This window comes from Marinitoga sp. 1155 (assembly GCF_001021175.1).
Classification (GTDB): Bacteria; Thermotogota; Thermotogae; order Petrotogales; family Petrotogaceae; genus Marinitoga.
Map to the genome: position 1 here is coordinate 1 of NZ_AZAX01000011.1, position 20,305 is coordinate 20,305.

Annotated in this window: 12 protein-coding genes; 4 read left to right on the forward strand and 8 right to left on the reverse strand. The window is 28.0% G+C overall.

Annotation, left to right across the window (positions count from 1 at the left end; translation table 11 throughout):
• Window positions 1-244: 244 nt before the first annotated feature.
• Genes X274_RS04230 through X274_RS04240 form a run of 3 tightly spaced genes read right to left on the reverse strand, consistent with a single transcriptional unit; the run spans window position 245 to window position 3,711 of the window.
• Complete coding sequence (locus X274_RS04230) at window positions 245-1,114, reverse strand: DUF4350 domain-containing protein (RefSeq protein WP_052913170.1); 870 nt, start codon at window positions 1,112-1,114, stop codon at window positions 245-247.
• Window positions 1,115-1,160: 46 nt separating this feature from the next.
• Window positions 1,161-2,543 carry a hypothetical protein gene (locus X274_RS04235; protein WP_047265568.1) on the reverse strand — a complete coding sequence of 461 codons (1,383 nt, stop codon included), beginning with the start codon at window positions 2,541-2,543 and terminating at the stop codon, window positions 1,161-1,163.
• Between the two features lie 16 nt (window positions 2,544-2,559).
• Window positions 2,560-3,711: a hypothetical protein gene (locus X274_RS04240; RefSeq protein WP_047265569.1), complete on the reverse strand. Its 1,152-nt coding sequence runs from the start codon at window positions 3,709-3,711 to the stop codon at window positions 2,560-2,562.
• Between the two features lie 158 nt (window positions 3,712-3,869).
• Here X274_RS04240 and X274_RS11505 point away from each other — a divergent pair, with 158 nt between their 5' ends.
• On the forward strand, window positions 3,870-4,691 hold the full coding sequence (locus X274_RS11505) for a thermonuclease family protein (protein WP_052913171.1): 822 nt from the start codon (window positions 3,870-3,872) through the stop codon (window positions 4,689-4,691).
• Between the two features lie 18 nt (window positions 4,692-4,709).
• Here X274_RS11505 and priA read toward each other — a convergent pair whose 3' ends face one another.
• Genes priA through panD form a run of 4 tightly spaced genes read right to left on the reverse strand, consistent with a single transcriptional unit; the run spans window position 4,710 to window position 10,687 of the window.
• Complete coding sequence (gene priA, locus X274_RS04250) at window positions 4,710-6,995, reverse strand: replication restart helicase PriA (RefSeq protein WP_047265570.1); 2,286 nt, start codon at window positions 6,993-6,995, stop codon at window positions 4,710-4,712.
• Window positions 6,996-6,999: 4 nt separating this feature from the next.
• Window positions 7,000-8,991 carry an alpha-amylase family glycosyl hydrolase gene (locus X274_RS04255; RefSeq protein WP_047265571.1) on the reverse strand — a complete coding sequence of 664 codons (1,992 nt, stop codon included), beginning with the start codon at window positions 8,989-8,991 and terminating at the stop codon, window positions 7,000-7,002.
• A gap of 17 nt (window positions 8,992-9,008) precedes the next feature.
• The gene (locus tag X274_RS04260; RefSeq protein WP_047265572.1) at window positions 9,009-10,307 is read right to left on the reverse strand and encodes a nucleotidyltransferase; all 1,299 of its coding nucleotides are present in this window, start codon (window positions 10,305-10,307) and stop codon (window positions 9,009-9,011) included.
• A 2-nt stretch (window positions 10,308-10,309) separates the two neighbouring features.
• Window positions 10,310-10,687: an aspartate 1-decarboxylase gene (panD, locus tag X274_RS04265; protein ID WP_047265573.1), complete on the reverse strand. Its 378-nt coding sequence runs from the start codon at window positions 10,685-10,687 to the stop codon at window positions 10,310-10,312.
• 183 nt (window positions 10,688-10,870) lie between these two features.
• Here panD and X274_RS04270 point away from each other — a divergent pair, with 183 nt between their 5' ends.
• Window positions 10,871-12,637 (forward strand): ATPase, encoded by a 1,767-nt coding sequence (locus tag X274_RS04270; RefSeq protein ID WP_047265574.1) that lies wholly within the window; start codon window positions 10,871-10,873, stop codon window positions 12,635-12,637.
• A gap of 41 nt (window positions 12,638-12,678) precedes the next feature.
• Here X274_RS04270 and X274_RS04275 read toward each other — a convergent pair whose 3' ends face one another.
• The gene (locus tag X274_RS04275; protein ID WP_047265575.1) at window positions 12,679-13,491 is read right to left on the reverse strand and encodes a flagellin; all 813 of its coding nucleotides are present in this window, start codon (window positions 13,489-13,491) and stop codon (window positions 12,679-12,681) included.
• Between the two features lie 167 nt (window positions 13,492-13,658).
• Here X274_RS04275 and X274_RS04280 point away from each other — a divergent pair, with 167 nt between their 5' ends.
• Together X274_RS04280 and X274_RS04285 are read left to right on the forward strand one after the other, a co-directional pair.
• Complete coding sequence (locus tag X274_RS04280) at window positions 13,659-15,653, forward strand: carboxypeptidase regulatory-like domain-containing protein (protein ID WP_047265576.1); 1,995 nt, start codon at window positions 13,659-13,661, stop codon at window positions 15,651-15,653.
• A gap of 15 nt (window positions 15,654-15,668) precedes the next feature.
• Window positions 15,669-20,303 carry a hypothetical protein gene (locus X274_RS04285; RefSeq protein WP_047265577.1) on the forward strand — a complete coding sequence of 1,545 codons (4,635 nt, stop codon included), beginning with the start codon at window positions 15,669-15,671 and terminating at the stop codon, window positions 20,301-20,303.
• Window positions 20,304-20,305 lie beyond the last annotated feature (2 nt).

A 20,305-nucleotide genomic window follows, 5' to 3' on the forward strand; every position in this document is an offset into this window, starting at 1 on the left:
GCGTTCGCCCTGAGCCAGGATCAAACCCTCCATCCAACTTTTCGAGTTCGATCGCTCACTCTCTTTTTTACTTCCGCTGGGTGTCTCTGTTCACTTGTCAAGGAGCTTTCCTTTCCTTCCCGCGGCTCTTCGTCCGCGTCCGAGTATATATATTACCACCTTTCTTCTCTTTTGTCAACTTACAATACCGTTAATTTTTGTTAATCATTAGTGAATTCATCAGAATTAGCTTTATTACTGTGTTTCATTCCACCAACCATTTTATAATATTTATCATTAATTCTCTATTATCTCCATAATAATAACCATCATATAATTTATCTCCCAGTGTTCCTGTTCCATCATCAATTGGTGATGAATCACCTATAGCAACAAATTTACCACTTCCATATTTTCCGGCAATCACATAAGCTCCCCATGTTTCTTCACTATAATAAATAATTCCACTTATATTTTCATTATCAATTATATATTCCGATGTCCCAGCCCATGCTCCTGTTTCCTTTATTCCTTTAGTTATCTCATGTTCTTTTATCTTTATCATAGGGCTTTCAGAATATTGCTTTTCTTTAAATCTAAAGCCTAATCTTCCAACAAAATCATCTGCATATATTTTCTTAGTTTCTATTATATGTTTCCCTTTCAAAAATCCGTTGAATATTTCTACTGCATCCCATCCATCATTATTTCTATCTGCACCAATATGATCAGCAATAAAAAAAACTCTCCCTCCATTTTCAATATACTTTATTACTGCATTTTGTTCATCTTTTGTAAAAGGAATATTAGGTTCTGGTATTACATATACCTTATATTTTGATATTACTTCGTAAGTAATAGATGTATCATCATCTCTTTGATTACTTCCATATTCATCATTACCCCATTCATAGACATTAGCTCCACGATTTTTCAAATCATCAGCAAAATCAGAAAATCCACCTCTAATAGTCCAATCAGCATTACCTGCTGTTTGTGAATGCGCATTATCAAAAAGAATAGCTTCATTATTGAAAATTTTATCTAATCTATTAATTCTATCTTCTATAATACACCCTGAAAATAAGAATAATACAATAATCAAAACGAACAATAAATAAATTGTCTTTTTCATTTTTACCTCCAGTTCAAAAAAGAAAGCCCAAACGGGCTTTCTTTAATTATTTTGCTGTTACAAAAGAAGAATCTCCTACATACACTTTAAATCCATAATTATAACCAATAACACCTTTAATTTCATATAGATTGCCAACTTGAATTCCTGCACTATTCATCGCATCAGAAGAATATTTAATCACTTTTAAATCACTTTGGCCATCGTTATCAAGATCAAAATCATAATGTTTATATTCATCTTGCCCTAAATATTTACCTTCAAAAATAACTAAATTACCAAAATTATTCATTCCTGGTAAATTATTAACAGTTAATACATCCGCCTTATCCCAAGGAATAGTCCCATTACTACTTGTTACTGTAGCTGATTCATCCGAACGAGTTGTATTAAATCTATATTCAAAATAACTATTAGTTGCGTCACGTTCTGTATAATACGGTCTTCCAGTTGCTGAAATAATTTCATTAAGATTTATATTCAAGTCAGTAGAAATTTTCACATAAATACCTGTTCCATCATTACTTACAGCATATACATATCCATAATCTGAAGCATCGTATACAACTATCGCATTTTCTATTTTCCTTAATGGAACTATTGATGTATCTCCTGAATCCCATCCATCTGTACCAGCATCATAATTTTCTTTAATTTCATTTTTTATTTCTGCTATTGTTGACGCTTCAACAGTCGGTTGCGGCTGCTCTTCTGCCGTTGCAACTAATGTTACCCATGTTTCATCAGAAACAAATATTCTATACCCATAATTTTGCCCGACTACACCTTTAATGGTATATGTTGAATTAAGCGTTAAATCTGGTAATACTGAGTGAGAATCTATTTTTAATTCAAAATTAATAACAGAAAATTCTTTATTATTAAAATCATCTTCTCCTATATATTTTCCTGTAAATTCTACTAAATTACCAAAGTCTCCTCCTGATAGTTCTGAATTTATTAATTCTGCTTTATTTAATGGAACTCCAACGTTTTTTTCAACAACAGTTATTTCTCCATAATTATCTATATCCATTCTCAATTCATAAACATTAGGATCATTCCATGTTTTATAATACGGTATTCCTTTTACCTTTATTTTATCACCAATACTATATTTACTGTCATGATTTTCTGCTTTTAAATATGTTAACTTTAAACCATTTCCATTTTCATCTACAATATATATATAATTTTTTGTTGGATCTGAATTTGAAGTATATTGATATGCAACTATGCCTTCCGTTTCATATACAGTTTCATGTGAATCATAATCATTCCAAATATTTTTATTTTCTAATATTTTCTCTCTTAACTCTGATAAACTTAAAACTGTCTTCTCATCATCAATTTTCTCTTTTACCAAACACCCTGTCAACAAAAACAATCCCAAAATAGATATCAACAAAAACACCAAAATCTTTTTCATTCCACTACCCCCTTATTTAAAATATAATATTCATTAATGACCTTTCTGTAATTAAAAAATCTGTCCAGGTTGTAAAACTCAATACCATTCTTTGATTCCCACTTGCTCTTCCATTTATATCCTCAGCAGAAACTGTTAATGTTATGTTATCTCCGTTTATTTTAATTCCATAATTTGTTACGTAATCTGTCAATATTCCATCATCTAATGAATTCCCTTGGACAAAAAATTCTATTGACCACGGTCTTGGTAAATAATATCCTGCTCTTAATTCATATAACCATGTTTTGTTTTGAGGATTATTTGTTACAGCATCAATGTCAAGATAATATAAGTTTTTATTTTCATTATCCATGTTGTAATATATTAAGCCCTTTAAATATACTGGATAATAATTTATTTTCCCACCAAAAGTCATTTTAGGATTTGGTAAAATTTCAATTAAATCATTAATGTTAGAGGTTATTCCTGATATTGATTGCACTTCTGATGGAACAGCATAACCTATTCCATAATATAATTGTGTTATTAATTTTCTATTCCATTTAATTGAATTATACCCTGCAAATGATGCTGATAATTTGTTATATCTATTATCCTGAGACATATAGAACATATATTTAGTATATCTTTCATCAAGACCAAAATATGCATAAATCGAACTATCTTCTAAATTGTATGCTCCACCTATTTTAATTTCCCCAACTGGTTTTATATATCCTCCAATTGCCATTTTCATTGGATTAAGAGTATAATTCCTATCTCCAAGATCATCTCTAAATCCACCGACTCTAAATCCATAATCTCTTCTTAAATCATATGGATAATCTCTAAATTTGAACTTTCCAATCATTAATAATGTATCATATCCAACTCTATATTGTAAATAATAGTATCTTGGAAGTTTAAAGTTTAATGTTTCATTATCATTAAACTCGTATGTAAGCGCTGATGAAGATAAAGTTAAATAATCATTGAATCTCAATGTAATATTATCAGTTATTCCTATATCAAAATAACCAATAGGAAATACATCTATGAAATTGTTTAAATCATCTAAATTCATTGTATAAATACCTAATACAGAAAATTTTGTTCCACTAAAAGCTCCAAAAATAGTTATAAAAGTTATAAGAACAAATAGCATAATCGTTAATGCTTTTTTCATAAAAACCCCTCCTAAAATCGAATGTATTTTTTACCAACTTATTTCATTATAATTTTCATTTGTTACGTATATTTTTACATTTTTTATGTTATAATAATTCAGTAGCTTGACTTTAACATGACATTATATCACATTTTTTTATTAGGAGGAATGTTAAAATGATAAAAAAACTATATATATTTGTTGGTATTCTAATCTCTTTACTTCTTATTACTTCTTGTTCAAAACAAACACAAATTAATAAATCTTATATTGAAAAAAATTATTATGTGAGCAAAGTAATTGATGGTGACACAATAAAAGTATATTATGATGGCGATGAAACTTCCGTTAGATTAATAGGAATAGATACTCCGGAAACACATAGTGGAGATAAACCTATTGGAGAGTTAGGAGATACAGCATATTGGTTCGTTAGAAATAAAATATATTCTGAAAATTCAAAAAAATCATATGTTTATTTAGACTTCGATACTGACAAATATGGGTATTATGGAAGATTATTAGCTTATGTTTATTATAAAGGTAAAGATGGAAAAATTCATTTTTTAAATGAAGAAATTATACAAAACGGTTATGCAAGACCTCTTTTTTATTCTGATACTTCAAAGCGTAAAGAAACCTTTATTGAAGCTTATGTTTATGCTTATGAAAACAGAAAAGGAATTTTCCAGTTTTATGACGATGATAACAGAAAAATTTATGAAAATGATCTTTCTGATTTGGATATTGGAAAGATTAGATGGGTTCGTTTTAAAGTTAAAAGTATTTCGCGCTCTGGTTCCTTTTACCATATTTACTCAGAAAATAATAAAGTATATATAACTATTAGAAGTGATGAGTATAAAGCTTTTTTTAAAAATTTAAATATATATGATCTTGATAATAAAGAAATAGAAGTGTATGGTGAAGTTTGGAAAGATAATGGAATTTATGAAATTTTAGCTCGAGCTGAATTTGAATTTAGAATAATAAAATAAGCCCTTATCGGGCTTATTTTATATTAATGTTGTTGGTGGATTCAAAAAAATATGCATTTTTTTATTATAATTTTTAATAATTTCATAAAATTCATCATGATCTATATTTCCTTTAATTACTATTTGATATCTATATTGTCCTCTTAATTTAGGTATTAATGGTTCTGTTGGTTCTAATAATTCTACATTTAAATCTTTATTTTTCAATATATTAAAAAATTCTTCTGATTCTTTCAATGCCGTTTCAAATTTCGGATTAGAAAATATAATCATTAATAATTCTGAATATGGTGGGTATTTATATTTTTCCCTATTTTTTAATTCTAATTCAACAATTTTATCATAATTATGTTCTTTTACAAACTTAAAAAAATCACTTTCAGATTTAAATGTTTGAAGTAAAACTTTTCCTTTTTCTTTTCTTCCAGATCTACCTGCAACCTGAATTAACAATGAAGCTGTATGTTCTTGAGATGTGTATTCAGGGAAATTTAAATATCTATCGCTATCAAGGATTACTACCAATTTAATATCTTCTATATCAAGACCTTTGGTTATCATTTTAGTTCCAACGATTATAGCCGGTCCTTCTTTTTTTATTTCTTCAAAAGCTTTATTTAACTCTTCATGTGTTTTTATTACTTCTCTATCCATTCTAATAATCTTATTAGATGGAAAAAATTTCAACAACTCATTTACCACTCTCTCTGTTCCATACCCTCTAAGTTGTAATTCTGGATTTCCACATACTGGACATGAATTTGGAACCTTTTTTTCTATACCACAATAATGGCATTTTAACTTATTTTCATAGCGGTGATACGTATAAGATACATCACAATTGTCGCATTTTAAAACATTTCCACAATTTGTACATATTAAATAATTTGCATATCCTTTAGTTGGAGAAAAAATAAGTACTTTTTTATTATTTTTTAAGATTTTATTTATTTCCTTTAAAACTTTTTTAGTAAAGATCCAGCTTACCTTTTCTTCTTTTTTCAAGTCAATAACTTCAATATCTGGCATTTCTGTAAAAACTCTTTCTTTTAATTCTAAAAGATTAATTTCCTCTTCATATGCTTTCTTCATTTCTCTCAATGTTGGCGTTGCTGAGGATAATATTAATTTTATTTTTTCTATTTTTGCTCTTAAATATGCTATTTCCACAGCATCATATGAAATCTGATCAAATTGATATAGTGATTGATCATGTTCTTCATCTATTATTATCATTCCAAGATCTTTTAACGGAATCCAAACAGCACTCCTTGTTCCAATAATAATATCGATATTTCCATTTACAGCATCATACCAGGTTTTTGTTCTTATAGAACTATTTATACTTGAATGATACACACCTATATTTTTAGCTGGAAATCTTTTCTTTATACGAGAAACAAATTGTGGTGTTAATGAAATCTCTGGTATTATAATCATTATTTTTTTATTCTTAATCAAATATTTTTCCATAACTTCGAAAAATATCTCTGTTTTTCCACTTCCAGTTACACCATATAAAAGATCGATTCCATCTTTATTTTTTAGTATTTTTTCTTTCAATTCTTTCTGTTTATCTGTAAGTTCTACTATAAACGGTTTTTCGTTTATCTCTTCTTCATCAATAAATTCTATAATTCCTTTTTTTATTAATGTTTTTAAAACTGTAGAAGATCGCGAAATTATTTTTTGTTCATATAGTTCATTTTCATATATTTTATTATTTTTTTCATTAATATAATTTACAACTTTTATACCGCTATTGGATATTTTTTCATTTAATACTTCAATTATATCTTTTTTCAATATAACAACTTTTCTTTTCTTTTTTAATTCTTTCTTTATATGTATATTCAATTCAACAAGGTTTTCTTTTATCATTTTTTTTAATACTTTATTTGCTGCTTTTTTAGTTTTGAATTTTCTATAATACTCATTTAAAAATATAGGTTTTTCCATATTCGACAAAGGGGATTTAGGTATTATTTTTATTTTTATCTTATCGGAAGAAGCCGGGGGAAATATTAATTTCCCCATTTCACTTATAGGAACAAGAAATTTTTTTGATGCATTTTTTATTAATTCTATATGTTCATTTTTTATCAACGGTTTATAATCCACAACCAATTCTATTTCTTTCACATTATAATTTTTTTCATCGGTTTCTGAAATAATTACACCTAATTTTTGCTGATTTCTAAAATCAATTAGCACCCTTTGGCCAGGTGATAATTTTTCTTCATAAGTATATGTAAATGTATCATATGTATATGTTCCAAAAACCGCTATTTCATAATAATACATATGATCACTGCCTTATTAATATTCTAAATGTTAATCCTGATATTTTTTCAATTGTTTTTATTTTTTCGCCTGTAAAATAATCTATATAATCCCCATTTAGTTCTATATTTGCTTTTACAGGTATTTTTCTTGAATTGGATATTATAATTACTTCATCATTTTCAGTATATCTTCTATATATCAAAGCGCCTAATTTTGTTTTTATTACTTCATATTCTCCATATCTTAATGCTTCATGTTCTTTTCTAAGTTTTATAAGAGATTTATAGTAATTATATATATCCATATTCCAAAATTCTTCATCCCATGGAAATGGTTTTCTACACCAAGGATCTCTTTCACCTGTCAACCCTATTTCATCTCCATAATATATAACTGGCGCTCCAATAAAGGTCATTTGAATACCAACTGCTATTTTAAATTTATCAATATCATCATTTAATTCTGTAATTGCTCTTGGTGTATCATGACTATCTAATAAATTCCATAATGTATGAATTATTTGAGGCGGATATTTTTCTAAATAAGTATTTGTGTTTTTTACAAAATTATAAGCACTTCCGCCTTTTGCATATCCCAAAGCTGCATCTCTAAACAAATAATTCATAACAGTATCAAAAGCTGGTTTTTCGAAATATTGAGTAGAATCTTTCCAGTATTCACCACTAATAACAGCATTTTCATTTATCCCTTTTACTATAGGATAAAAGAAATTTTCCCAGAATGAATTTTTCACTTGATCTACTGCATCTAATCTCCAACCATCAATGCCATATTCCATCCATTTTCCTAAGACAGTGGTAATATAAGCTTTTACTTCAGGATTTTCTAAGTTTAATTTAGGAAGGTCCGCATATCCCCACCATGATTCATAGCTATCTGCAGACTTTGTAACTGGAAATTTCTTTATAAAATACCAATCTAAGTACTTAGATCTTTTTTGATTTCTAAATATATCCTGCATGGCAAAAAATTCATCACCTGTATGATTAAAAACTCCATCAAGAATTATTTTTATATTGTTTTTCTTTAAGTCCTTAACCATTTGGATAAATGTTTTGTCATCACCAAAATGTGAATCTATTCTTAAATAATCTTTAGTATCATATTTATGACTAGAAACTGATTCGAAGATTGGATTTAAATAAATTGCCTCTATTCCTAAATTTTTTAAATATTCTATTGATTCTATAATACCTTTTAAATCTCCACCATAAAATCCATTAGAACCTAATGATGATGATGTATAATTACCATACCATTCATATGTATATGCTGGATCATTTGTTTTATCTCCATTTCTAAATCTTTCTGGAAATATTTGATAATATATTCTACCTTTTGTCCAATCTGGTACATCAAAATATTTTATTATTGGTTTATTAAAATCAAATTCAAAATAATCTAAATTAGGATATTCGATACTATTTTCACCATCTTTTATAATAAACTTATATCTCAATACATTAGCAGGTGTTTTCACATGGAATCTATATAATTCTGTTTTATCAAATGTTAATTTCTCTTTTTTTACGACTTTTGCATTACCAACAAAATATGCATCTTCAATATCTTTTTTTTGCACTTCTATTGATAAATAAATATCTCCAGGTTTTACTGGATTTATATATTTTCTTTCTCTTTCATGTTTTATAAATCCAACTTTTCCATCACCTATAGATGGGTAATATGTTTTTTCTTCTTTTATTTTGAGTAATGAATATAATTTCCCATTTGAATAAACAGTGTTTGTATTTTTATAATCCAGAATCTCCTTTCCATCTACTAAAAATAAATATTTATATTCTCCTTCTTCTAATTCAAAAGTTTTTTTCCATAATCCCGTATTTGTTTTTTCCATTTGAATAGGTTCATCTGAAAAATCCCCTATTATTGAAACATTTGAAGCACTTGCAGTATAGTATATAACACTTTTTATTGAAAATGACATTGTAAAAATTAATATTAAAAATATAAATACAAAAATTTTTTTCATATTAAAACCCCTTTCAATCACTTAAGAATAATTATTTTTGCTTTTTTATCTATTTCGCCTCTAGAAAATTCTTTATTTTTATAATACATTGAATATACATTAGATGCTTTAAAATCATATTCTATCATTTTAAAATATAAATTCTTTTTTATTTCCCATTCTTTGCGTTTATTATCTAAATCCCTTTCTATATTTTTTATAATAGAAATATAATTCGATGGCGTGACAATTATTGGATACGCTATTTGTTCTTTCATTACTGATAATAATTTTCTTCCTTTTTTTGTAAAACCCAGAACTCTTAAATATTGAGGACCGTATTTATTAGCTTCATATATTAAACCTTTTTTTAGTCTAAAATAAATACTTAAGAGTGTTCTTTTTATTCTAGTATAAGTAAATCTTTTAGCTTTTACTAAACGGTAAAATTCTATTATAGATGCACTTTGTTTTGCAGCTTCTATTATTCTTTGTTCCAAACCCTCATTGATTCCAAAAATTTCTTGAATATCATCCCTATTTAATGTTCTTAAAAAAGATAGTAAAGATATTTCATAATCTTCAATAAATATTGGAGCTTTACCCAAATTCTCTTCCCTTTTTAATATTTCATATGTTTTTTGTGGAACTGATTTTTTTATTAATTCATACATTTCTTCTTTCCACAATTTTCTAATGGCTGTAGCACTAGAAAAACTACCTTTAAATTCTTCATCATTATAATTTGCCCCCTGTCGCTGTATCGCATGTGGGACGATCTTAGAATTATAATATTTTAAAGCTTTTAAATATTCCAATCCTAATATATCATTAGATTTTTCAATAGCCAAAACTTTTTCTTTTTTTAAGATATTATTTTTTTCAAAAAAATGAATTAATGCGTATTTTCTCGCATTCGGAAAAGAATATCCTTCTTTTAGATATTTTTTTAAAAGATTTTTAAACTTATCAGGTTGCTTATATATTATATCAGAAATAATATTTAATGTTTCAATATCTGCTGATTCGCTCCCAAATACTATATCTGTTACAACTTTTGTTCTTTCTAAAATCCCAATAGCTCCCAATGCAAAACCATTTGCATCCTGTATAGAATATAAAAATGGAAGTTCAAAAACTATATCAACCCCCATTTCCAGTGCTATTTCTGCTCTGGAAAATTTATCTATAATTGCCGGTTCCCCTCTTTGAACAAAATTTCCACTCATCACCGCAATGGTGAAGTCAGGTTTTACTATCTCTTTAGCTTTTTTTAAGTGATATAAATGTCCATTATGGAATGGATTATATTCAACGATTACCCCTAATACTTTCAAATTTAGCACTCCGTTCTAGGTTCTTCATGATTTTTTAGGATTTTTGGATTATTTTTATCATCTACTACAACTATTTTCGGATTACTTTTTTCTTCTTTAGAATACAACCCATATGCCATAATAATAATTTTATCACCTAATTCTACCATTCTTGCAGCTGCACCATTTAAACCTATTATCCTTGATCCTCTTTCTCCTTTAATAACATAAGTTTCAAATCTTGCACCATTATTTATATCCACTATTTGAACCAATTCATTTTCTTCTATATCTGCAAGCTCCATTAATTCTTCATCAATTGTAACGCTACCTTCATAATGAATATTTTTTTCTGTAACTGATGCTCTATGAATTTTTCCTTTTAATAGTATTCTAAACATATAATTACCTCCTGAATTTAAATTTAATTTATATACTAATTTTACCATTAAATTTTGTATTTTTGGTTTAAGAAATTAAAAATTTTTAACTTTATATTTTTATAAATTCTATTTCCAGAAATTTTAAATCCTATCTATTTTGTGGTATAATTACTATAAAAATACAAGATAAGGGGTGATTTTATGTCGAGAACTGTTTTAATTGACGGTAGCGTTACATATTCTTCCAACGCTCAAATTATTCACAGTAAAATTTTAAAAGAATTGGTTATAGAATTTTTAAATGATCTCGAAGAAAGAAACGAAAGCCTTTTAACTTTTTTTTCTTTATTTTTAAAAAATGAAGATGCTGTTGAAGTTAAAGAACGTTATGATCTTGATCAGATAATTAAAATGCTTTTTGCTTTATCTGCTGAAAAAATTGATGAAATAGATTCTTCACCTTTTTATAGTTTTCCAAAATTAAGTGATAAAAAGGAACAGATTGTCAAGTTTGTAGAAAGAATTTACAATTTATGGAGAAATAAGCATAGATTCATGATACAAAAAAACGATTATGTTTCTAATGGAATTCAAAAAATTTATAAGGAAATGATTCTTGTTAGAAATAATACTGATTTTAAAAGCTTAATTACAAATTTCTATCGTCAAATTCTGATTAATGTTTCAGATGATAGATTAAAAGTATTAAGACAATTACCAAGTGGTGCTCAAGTTGCATTTTCTATAGATACTCCATCTTTTAAAGATAAGGTTTTAAATGGTTCTGATAGTTTATATAAGGTTCCTTTCGTATGGGGTGTTGTGTTTGAACCCCCTGTAATATTTTATACAAAATCAAATAAAAGAAAAGGTATATTTAAAGTTATTGATTCTCCAATCTTAGAAAATATAGAACTGGAAAATCCAGAAGATTGGTTTGCATTTCCAGTACATGTTGGTAAAAAATATATTTTAGTATATGTATATAAGGAATTCCTCGCAATGGCTGCAGGTTTAACTAATTTATTTGAACTGGCAGGATTTGGGATTGTTCAGCGAAAAAAACCAGATGGAATATATTTTTATGGACTTGAAGATAGATTTTTTGAAAAAGTCGAATATAAAAAAGGTGTAATTTATAAAGAAAAAGATGGAACATATGTAAGCCTTTTAGGGCGAGATGATGATGTTGATTATTTTGGCTATATGAAAAAAATGATTTTAACCATTCATAATCTAAAAGTTATTGATGAAGGAAATTTACCTATTCATGGAGCTTTAGCAGAAATTGTTCTAAGAAATGGGAAAAAAGCTAATGTAATGTTAATAGGTGATAGTGGTGCTGGAAAATCCGAGACTTTAGACGCGCTGAATAGGCTATCAAAAGAAGTTTCAGAAGTTAATATTTTAATTGATGATATGGGTTCTTTAGAAATAGATATTAACGGAAATATTATTGCATTCGGCACGGAAACTGGTGCATTTGTAAGACTTGATGATTTACAACCCGGATACGCTTATTCCGCAATAGATAGAAGTATTTTTATGAATCCAAATGAAACAAATGCAAGAGTAATAGTCCCTTATTCAAATTACAAAGATATAATAAAACCAACTAAAATAGATTATTTCTTATACGCCAATAATTATGTAAAAGCTGAAGATAATTCATATATCAATTTTTTCAATGATTGGGAAAGTGCTTACAATGTATTTTCAAAAGGTGCCAGAATGGCCAAAGGCACCACTGCTGAGGTTGGATTAACTTATAGTTATTTTGCAAATCCTTTTGGAGCAGTTCAAAGAAAGGAAAAACACGAAAAAATCGCTAAAAGATTTTTGGAACAGATGATTAAAAGCGGAGTTAAAGTTGGAGAAATAAAAACTCAATTAGGTGTTTCTGGGTTCGAAGAAAATGGCCCTACTTATGCTGCTAAAGCACTTTTAAAATTAATAGATAATCAATAAAAGAGAGCCTTTCGGCTCTCTTTTTAGATAATATTAACTTTTTAAGGAGATTGTAAGATATTTAAAACTGATGCTGCATTTAGCTGCCCTGTTTGAGAAAACAACATCGATGTCATATCTCTTAAATTTTGATTTCTTATATATTCAACCATGGTTTTTGCCATATCGGCACCTGCAATTCTTTCTTCTGCTGCACCTGTATTTTCTGCTCTGTTTAAAAGATTTTCTGCTGCAACTCCTAATCTATTAACATACGAACCAACCTGAGTTCTCACATTTGTAATATTATTTGCTGCCTCTTCAAGGGTGTTTAATGCATTTTCTGCTCCTTCCTGCGTCGTTAAGTTTATGTTTTCAAGGTTTAGTGCTTCTGGTCTCATATCTTGAATTTCAACATTTAAATTATTTCTTCCTGTTGTATCTAACGGTAAATTAGCCTGAAATTCTCCATTTAATAGCTGTTGATTATTATATTGAGTATCTCTTACAACATCTCTTATTCCCTGCCTTAATTGATTAAATTCTTCCTGAATAGCGCTTCTTGCTTCTTCAGGTAATGTATCATTTGCAGCTCTTGTTGCCAGCTCTCTCATACGACCCAATGTATCCTGAATAGATGAAATCCCCTGATCTGCAACATTTAACGCTCCTATCCCATCATATATATTCCTTACAGCTTGATAAGCTGATCTAAATTGTGTATTTAACCTCTGAGCTATACTAAATCCTGCAGGATCCACAGATGCGTTAATCAATCTACTTCCACTTGCCAATTGCTGTGATCTTTGCAATAGCAAATTTGATAAATTTGATAATCTATTCGTCTGGTTTAAATAATTATTTCCGATTCTCATTAGGGGTCCCTCCCTTTTCATAATTTCCTGTATGCATTTAGACTTCTTTTTTATAAAAAAGTTCAATTTTTATTATTTTATTTATGAACTTTCTAAAAAAAATCAGGTCTAAACAACTATGATGTTAATATTGTTTAAATTACAAATTAAAATCAGGGGGTGAAAAAATGGGAAAAAAAGTATGGATTTTAATTTTAATATCGATAACCATGTTTTTTATTTACTCTTGTGACAGATTACAACAAATCGAAGAAGGTTTTATCACTTTTAATGTAAAAGATAAAATAACAAATACACCTATCCAAAGTGCTACTATAAAAATAATTCAAAATGGGAGTCTTGTAGTCCAAGCTAAGACTGATGAAAATGGTTCTTATGAATTTAAGTTACCGGCAGGTGATTATGATTATGAAGTTTCTAGAACCTATTATTATCCTCTAAGTAGTAAAGTTACGGTTTATGCAAAAGAAAAAAGAACTGAAAATGTACTTTTAGAACCTGCAGAGAATAACCCTCCTACATTTGGCAGATATATTTCACCTTTAGACAATCAAATTGTAAAAGACAAAAAAGTAATTTTTAAATGGGAAGCTAATGACATTGAAGAGGATGCTATATATTATAATATCTATCTTAAATATCTAGGAAATGATTTCATAAAATTAAATGATGACCCGCTAGAAGTCAGCAATTATGCTTACGAACCTCCTATTAAAGGAAAATATCAATGGAGAGTCGAATTATGGGATGAACCAAATAAAAATTATAAAATCCTGGTTGGGGAAGCCCCGCAATTTGATTATCAACCAACTTCAGATTCAACTATCAATCACAAACCTGAAATATTCCTTGTATATCCTGCTGATAATGATACTGTAACAACTTCCAAAATAAAGTTTTCATGGGATGCCAGCGACGCTGATAAAGATCCTTTAACTTTTGATTTATTCCTTGGAAAATCCAAAACTGCTTTTAACAACATAATTTCAAATTATGAAAAAACAACTTATACATATTCTTTAAATTCGACTGGACAATATTTCTGGAAGGTTCTGGTTTCAGATGGAAAAGAAACTGTAGAATCATCTGTATTTTCTTTTAATTATTCTCCACCTGAAAATGCAACTCCAATCATTCAATTACTCTCCCCAGAAGATAATTCTTCATTTACTTCAAACGAAATAGCCTTTAGCTGGATAGCCACAGATACAGACAATGGAACTCTATTATACAGTTTGAATATAGGAAAATCTGAAACTACTTTAAATGAAATAATATCCCTTGAAGATTCGCAAAACAAAAAAATTTCTTATACTTACAAATTACAAGAACCTGGAGATTTTTACTGGAATGTTGAAGTTTCAGATACAGTAAATCCGCCTGTAAAAAGCCCATTAAGAAAATTTACTATTTCTTCTCAAAATAAACCACCAATTATAGATTCATATCACAAACCAGATGCCCCAACAGTTGTTGGTACAACTGTATCTTTTGAATGGAAAGCTTTTGACCCAGAAGGTACACCTTTGACTTTTGATTTCTATATTTCAGATGTATATGATGAGGTTAATAATTTAATTGAAAACGATTATACAGAATACAATTTACAAACAAACAGATTGGATAAGGAATTAAATTATTCTTCAAACTATTATTGGAGAATTGTGGCAACAGATGGTATGTATATTGTACCAGGGCCTATATGGAGTTTTGAATTTATAAAAAAAGAAGAAGGCGAACTTCCTGATATATACTTTATTCCAAATGAAATAAATATAAATATAAATTCCGTTGATAATTTTACAATAAATACTTCCTTTAAAAACAATATTCATGGATTTGACATAAGAATTTCTTATGATCCTGAATATGTTGATATTAACCCAGAAAATTGTATTGAAAATCCTTTATTTGATGACGATAATTATTATGTTATCAAAAAAATAATTGAATATAATGACCATAATGAATTTATTTTTAGTATAGTTTCTGAAGATACCAATTTTGTTCTTCCAGAAAATCTCATCACAGTAGAAATTAATTCAAAAAAATCAGGAAATACAAAGATAAAATTTGAAAAATCAACATATATGTACGAAATAAATGATACGGAAATATTATTTACAACTGGTGATTTTATATCAATCACCATAGGACAATAAGGGGGTGATTATATAATGAAAAATAAATACTTTTTGTTTATAATCTTAATTTTATCTATATTTCTTCTTACTTCATGTTTTAATTTCAAAAAGGATGTTAAAAATCAAGAAAGTTTTAAATCTATTATTATAGAAAAAAATAATAACGAATATATTATAAAATCAAATGTTGAAGCCGATAGTTTTGAATTTGTTTTTGAAAATACAAATATTAACAATATTTACATACCTTCAAAATTTTTAAAAATCATAAAAAATGATGCTGGTTTAAAGGTAGCTATTTCTTCTCCTGGTATTATTCATCGTGGGGATATATTATTAAAAGTAACTGATAAAGATTTTAAACTTAAAAGTATCAATACTTATAATAGAAATAGTATTACAAAAAATTTCGATTATTATAATAAAGGCGTCTCTTTTGGACTGTTAGGAGATTTTGATTTTGATGGAAAGGTTGATATTTCAGATTTTTCATCGTTTACATATTTTTATGGACTTGAAAGAGATAGTTTTAATGGAAATATGAAAGATTTTGATTTAATAGATATTGGTCCAGCTGGTAATTTTGCACATAAGGGTATCTGGGATGAAGTGTTTGATTTAGCCAAACCTGATGGAAAAATAGGATTATCAGATTTTTCAATATTTGCTGCAAATTATGGAATTGATGTTATATCTACCCAACCAACCATAACCGTAACATCTGATACAAATCCAGACATAATTACAGACGATATGGAAAAAGATATTGTTTCTGGCTTAAAAAATATCTATAATACTTATTCCCATATCATGACTTTTTTAAATGAAAATAAAGACTTTATTTCTTCCTTAACTTCTTTTGAAGCATCACCACAAATATTTATAAAATATATCATTAATATGTCAGATGCAACAGAAACTGCTTTATTAAACATAATAAAGGACATTAATAATATCTCTTTGCTTTTTGGAACAATAAAAAATGGATATTTGTATACAGATGTAAAATATAAAATAAATGAATTTGATTGGGATATGGATGGAACTGTTGAATCCACTTCACCTTTAAAACTAAAAATAAAGACTGAAAATGGTGAAGATTCTATTCCTTTTTATGATTTACTAAAAATCGATCAATTTTCAAGAGTTCTTGGAATAGATCCAGCTGGTGGTGATGCTATCTTTGATTATGAATTAATTAATGAAAATATCAGCGAAAATCATAATCCAACTTTTGATGATAATGACTATATATTAATTGATGAAGGAACTGCAGGGCAAATATCACTTGTAACTGGATTAATAGGAATAATAGGAAAATCATTATTTATATATGATCTCAATAATCCTTCAGAAAACATAAAAGCTGCTTTAAAAAGCAATGTTAATCTTATGGATAAAATAGATGAGATTTTAAAAACCCTTTTAAAAAACCCTCCACCTCTTGATTCCGAGAAGATAACCGGATGGGAACTTGAGACCTATATATTTGGACATATGCTATATTTTAAAGACTATAATACTTCTATTGAGTTAATTAATACAATAAAAAATGAACTTATATCCTTACATGATATTTTAAATAAGATTTTTGAAGATAGAATTATGGATTATATTATTCAGCCACATGATCCAACCTCTGGCGATACTCCACCTGTAAAATTAGAAGATTTTATTCCGGCTATGGACGGTCTGAAAAAAACTGAAGAATTGGCACAGATAATACAAGACCCTTCAAAAGGTATAGATATTCCTTTAGAGTACAATAAAAATATAACCATTTATCCTGGTGTGTTTTTCAATAATCCTGATGATTTTTCAAATTTAAATGTATTTTTGCCAGATATTTATATAGAAGAAAGTAACAATTCAACCAATCTAATTGTTGAATTTCCAGATTCGACCTTTAAAGGATTAATTAGTGGTCTCGACAGTAAAATAGAAATAAATTTAGAAGATTTTGGAAAAGAGAAAGGAACAATTCATCTTGAAGACATTACAATAATCGGAACATCCGTAACCTTTCAATGGACTCCAAAAAATATAAATAATGCTACAATTACATACGAATTAATTATAGATAATACAGAATGGCGTGTATGGGATTATATTGATGGAAATTTAAGTCCAAACGAATTAATAAGACTCGTCAGAACACCTGATACACAGGTTACTATTGATTTAAATGAAGGTAGTTATTTCTGGGCTGTTATAGGTTATGCAGATTTTGGTAATGGAAATATAGAAATTATTTACCCAGAAAATCCATACTGGTTCAATATATATGTTGAAGATACATTCTATTATATAGATTTAATTTCACCAGAAAATGAATGGCATTCAACTGATGCTCCAGCTGAAGTTAACTTTGAATGGAAAGCATTTATCCACAAAAACAATATGGATGAACCTATAATAGTAGATAAATATGTACTTTATATAGAACAATTAACTGAACCATATAACTATTTTGAATATCAACTCTCATCAGAAACAACTTCAATTTCATTAGATACAGGAAAATATAGATGGAATGTTATGGGATATTATCAGGATCCTGAAACCTTTGAAGAACATGAAATATATAGTGATTATTTTGAGTTTAAAATTGGAGATATTGAAGAAACTGCATATTTCTATAAAATGGAGCCTCCTGATTATGTCCCATCTTTACCAGGAGATACTACAACAGATGTTTATTTCAGATGGGGTGTGAATAATCTAAATTCACAAATAGCTACAGCAAACATTTTTGAATTATATTACAGAGAAATAACTGATGATAATTGGATAAAAGCTTCTGAAGATATAAACATCTTATGGTATGACGAAGATTATGGAAGTTATGAAGCAGAAATGATAATCCCTGAATTATCAGTTGGAAAAGAATATGAATGGAAAATTCGTGCATTTATTGATGAATCAAATTATATTGAAAGTGAAATATGGTATTTCTTTATCGAAGAAGGAACTTGGATGTTAGATTTGCATCTTATACAACCTCTGGATGGTGATGCTACACAAGCCAATAACATTGGATTTATATGGGGAATGGATCCATCTTATACCGGTGATTTCGAATTACATATACGACCTATAGATACCTGGGAAAATATGGATATATTAATCACTCCAGATGATTATTCAACAGGAACTGATATGTTTACTGGTGAAATGACATTTAATTATAACGTAAATCTTGAAGATGGAGCTTACAAATACTGGTTATCATTAGCAAATGTTGAACCTGAAGAATATCAGGAAACAGAACACAGATGGTTCTTCATCAATACAGAACCATATGAGGTTTTACTGGATTATCCAGAACAAAATGCTGTTTTTGATTACTATACTATTTGGTTTAGCTGGCATCACATAATGCCTCCACCTGATCCTGATAATCCTGCACCACCACAAAATATGAATTATATTTTTGAAGTAATCAATGAAGAAGGTAACATTATTTATAATACAAATCTTGAAAACCAATATTATGTAACTGTTGATTTTGATAATCCAGGAATTTATTACTGGCATATAATGGACGATAGTGGAAATATTATAAGCGCAACATTCACATTTGAAATAAAAGATATATGGGGAGAACCGGAAGAAAATAAATTACAGCTTTTTACCCCTTTAAACGGAGAATTTATTATATCATCAGAGTCTTTTAAGAATATAGGTTTTACATGGGAAAATCTTGGCGAGAATATTGAATATACTTTCTTTTTAAAATCAGCAAAAGAATTGATTGAAACTGATACCAACTATATTGAATCTTTTGATTATGTTATTAATCCTGATTATAACCTGGAATTAAAAGATGGACCATATATATGGATGGTGAATGGATATGATGACAATTATAGCTTTTATAATTCAAATATAAGAAGTTTCAATATTTCATCTTCAGATAATTCCATGGATATTGAAGTATATGATTCATTTGATAAAACCGCCAATCCTCTTGATACCATCTCTTTCTACGCTTCAAACACAGCAAATCAAATTGAATATCACATATTGCTTTTCACTCCATGGCAAGAGGTTTGGACATACCCCGGTATTTTTGAGACATCATTAATTGGAAATCCAAATGAAGAAATTACTATAGAATTATGGCAATTATTTAACAAATTACAATATGGTGATATATATTATTATGCAATATTAGCAGACGATGGAAACGAAACCATAATTTCTCCTGTAAAATCATTTATATACGATCCACTGTTAAAAGGAAATTACGTGTCATTTGCTCCACAGTATCTTGAAAATAATCAAAATACCTTCCAACTTAATACTTCAGGAGATGATTTAACAGAAGTTTATGGCATAGAATTTTATTTAAAAACTGATCCTGAAATAACCTTTGATGCTAGTAATATTTCCATTTCGGATTCCGATATAGATTTTTCACTAATAAAATCTTCCATAAAATTTGATGATTATACCGATGAAGAATATAAAGAAATTATTATATCTATAATATTCAAATCTCCTTTAGATTTATCAGATACAGAAATTGCATCTTTCACATTAAATAATGATTCCATTGTATATGGAACAACAATAGAAATTACTGATGCCTTTATTTTATTTGAAGAAAATAAAGCGCCTGTTTTGCTTGAGATAGAAAATTCACTTGAAGTTCACGGACAATAGGA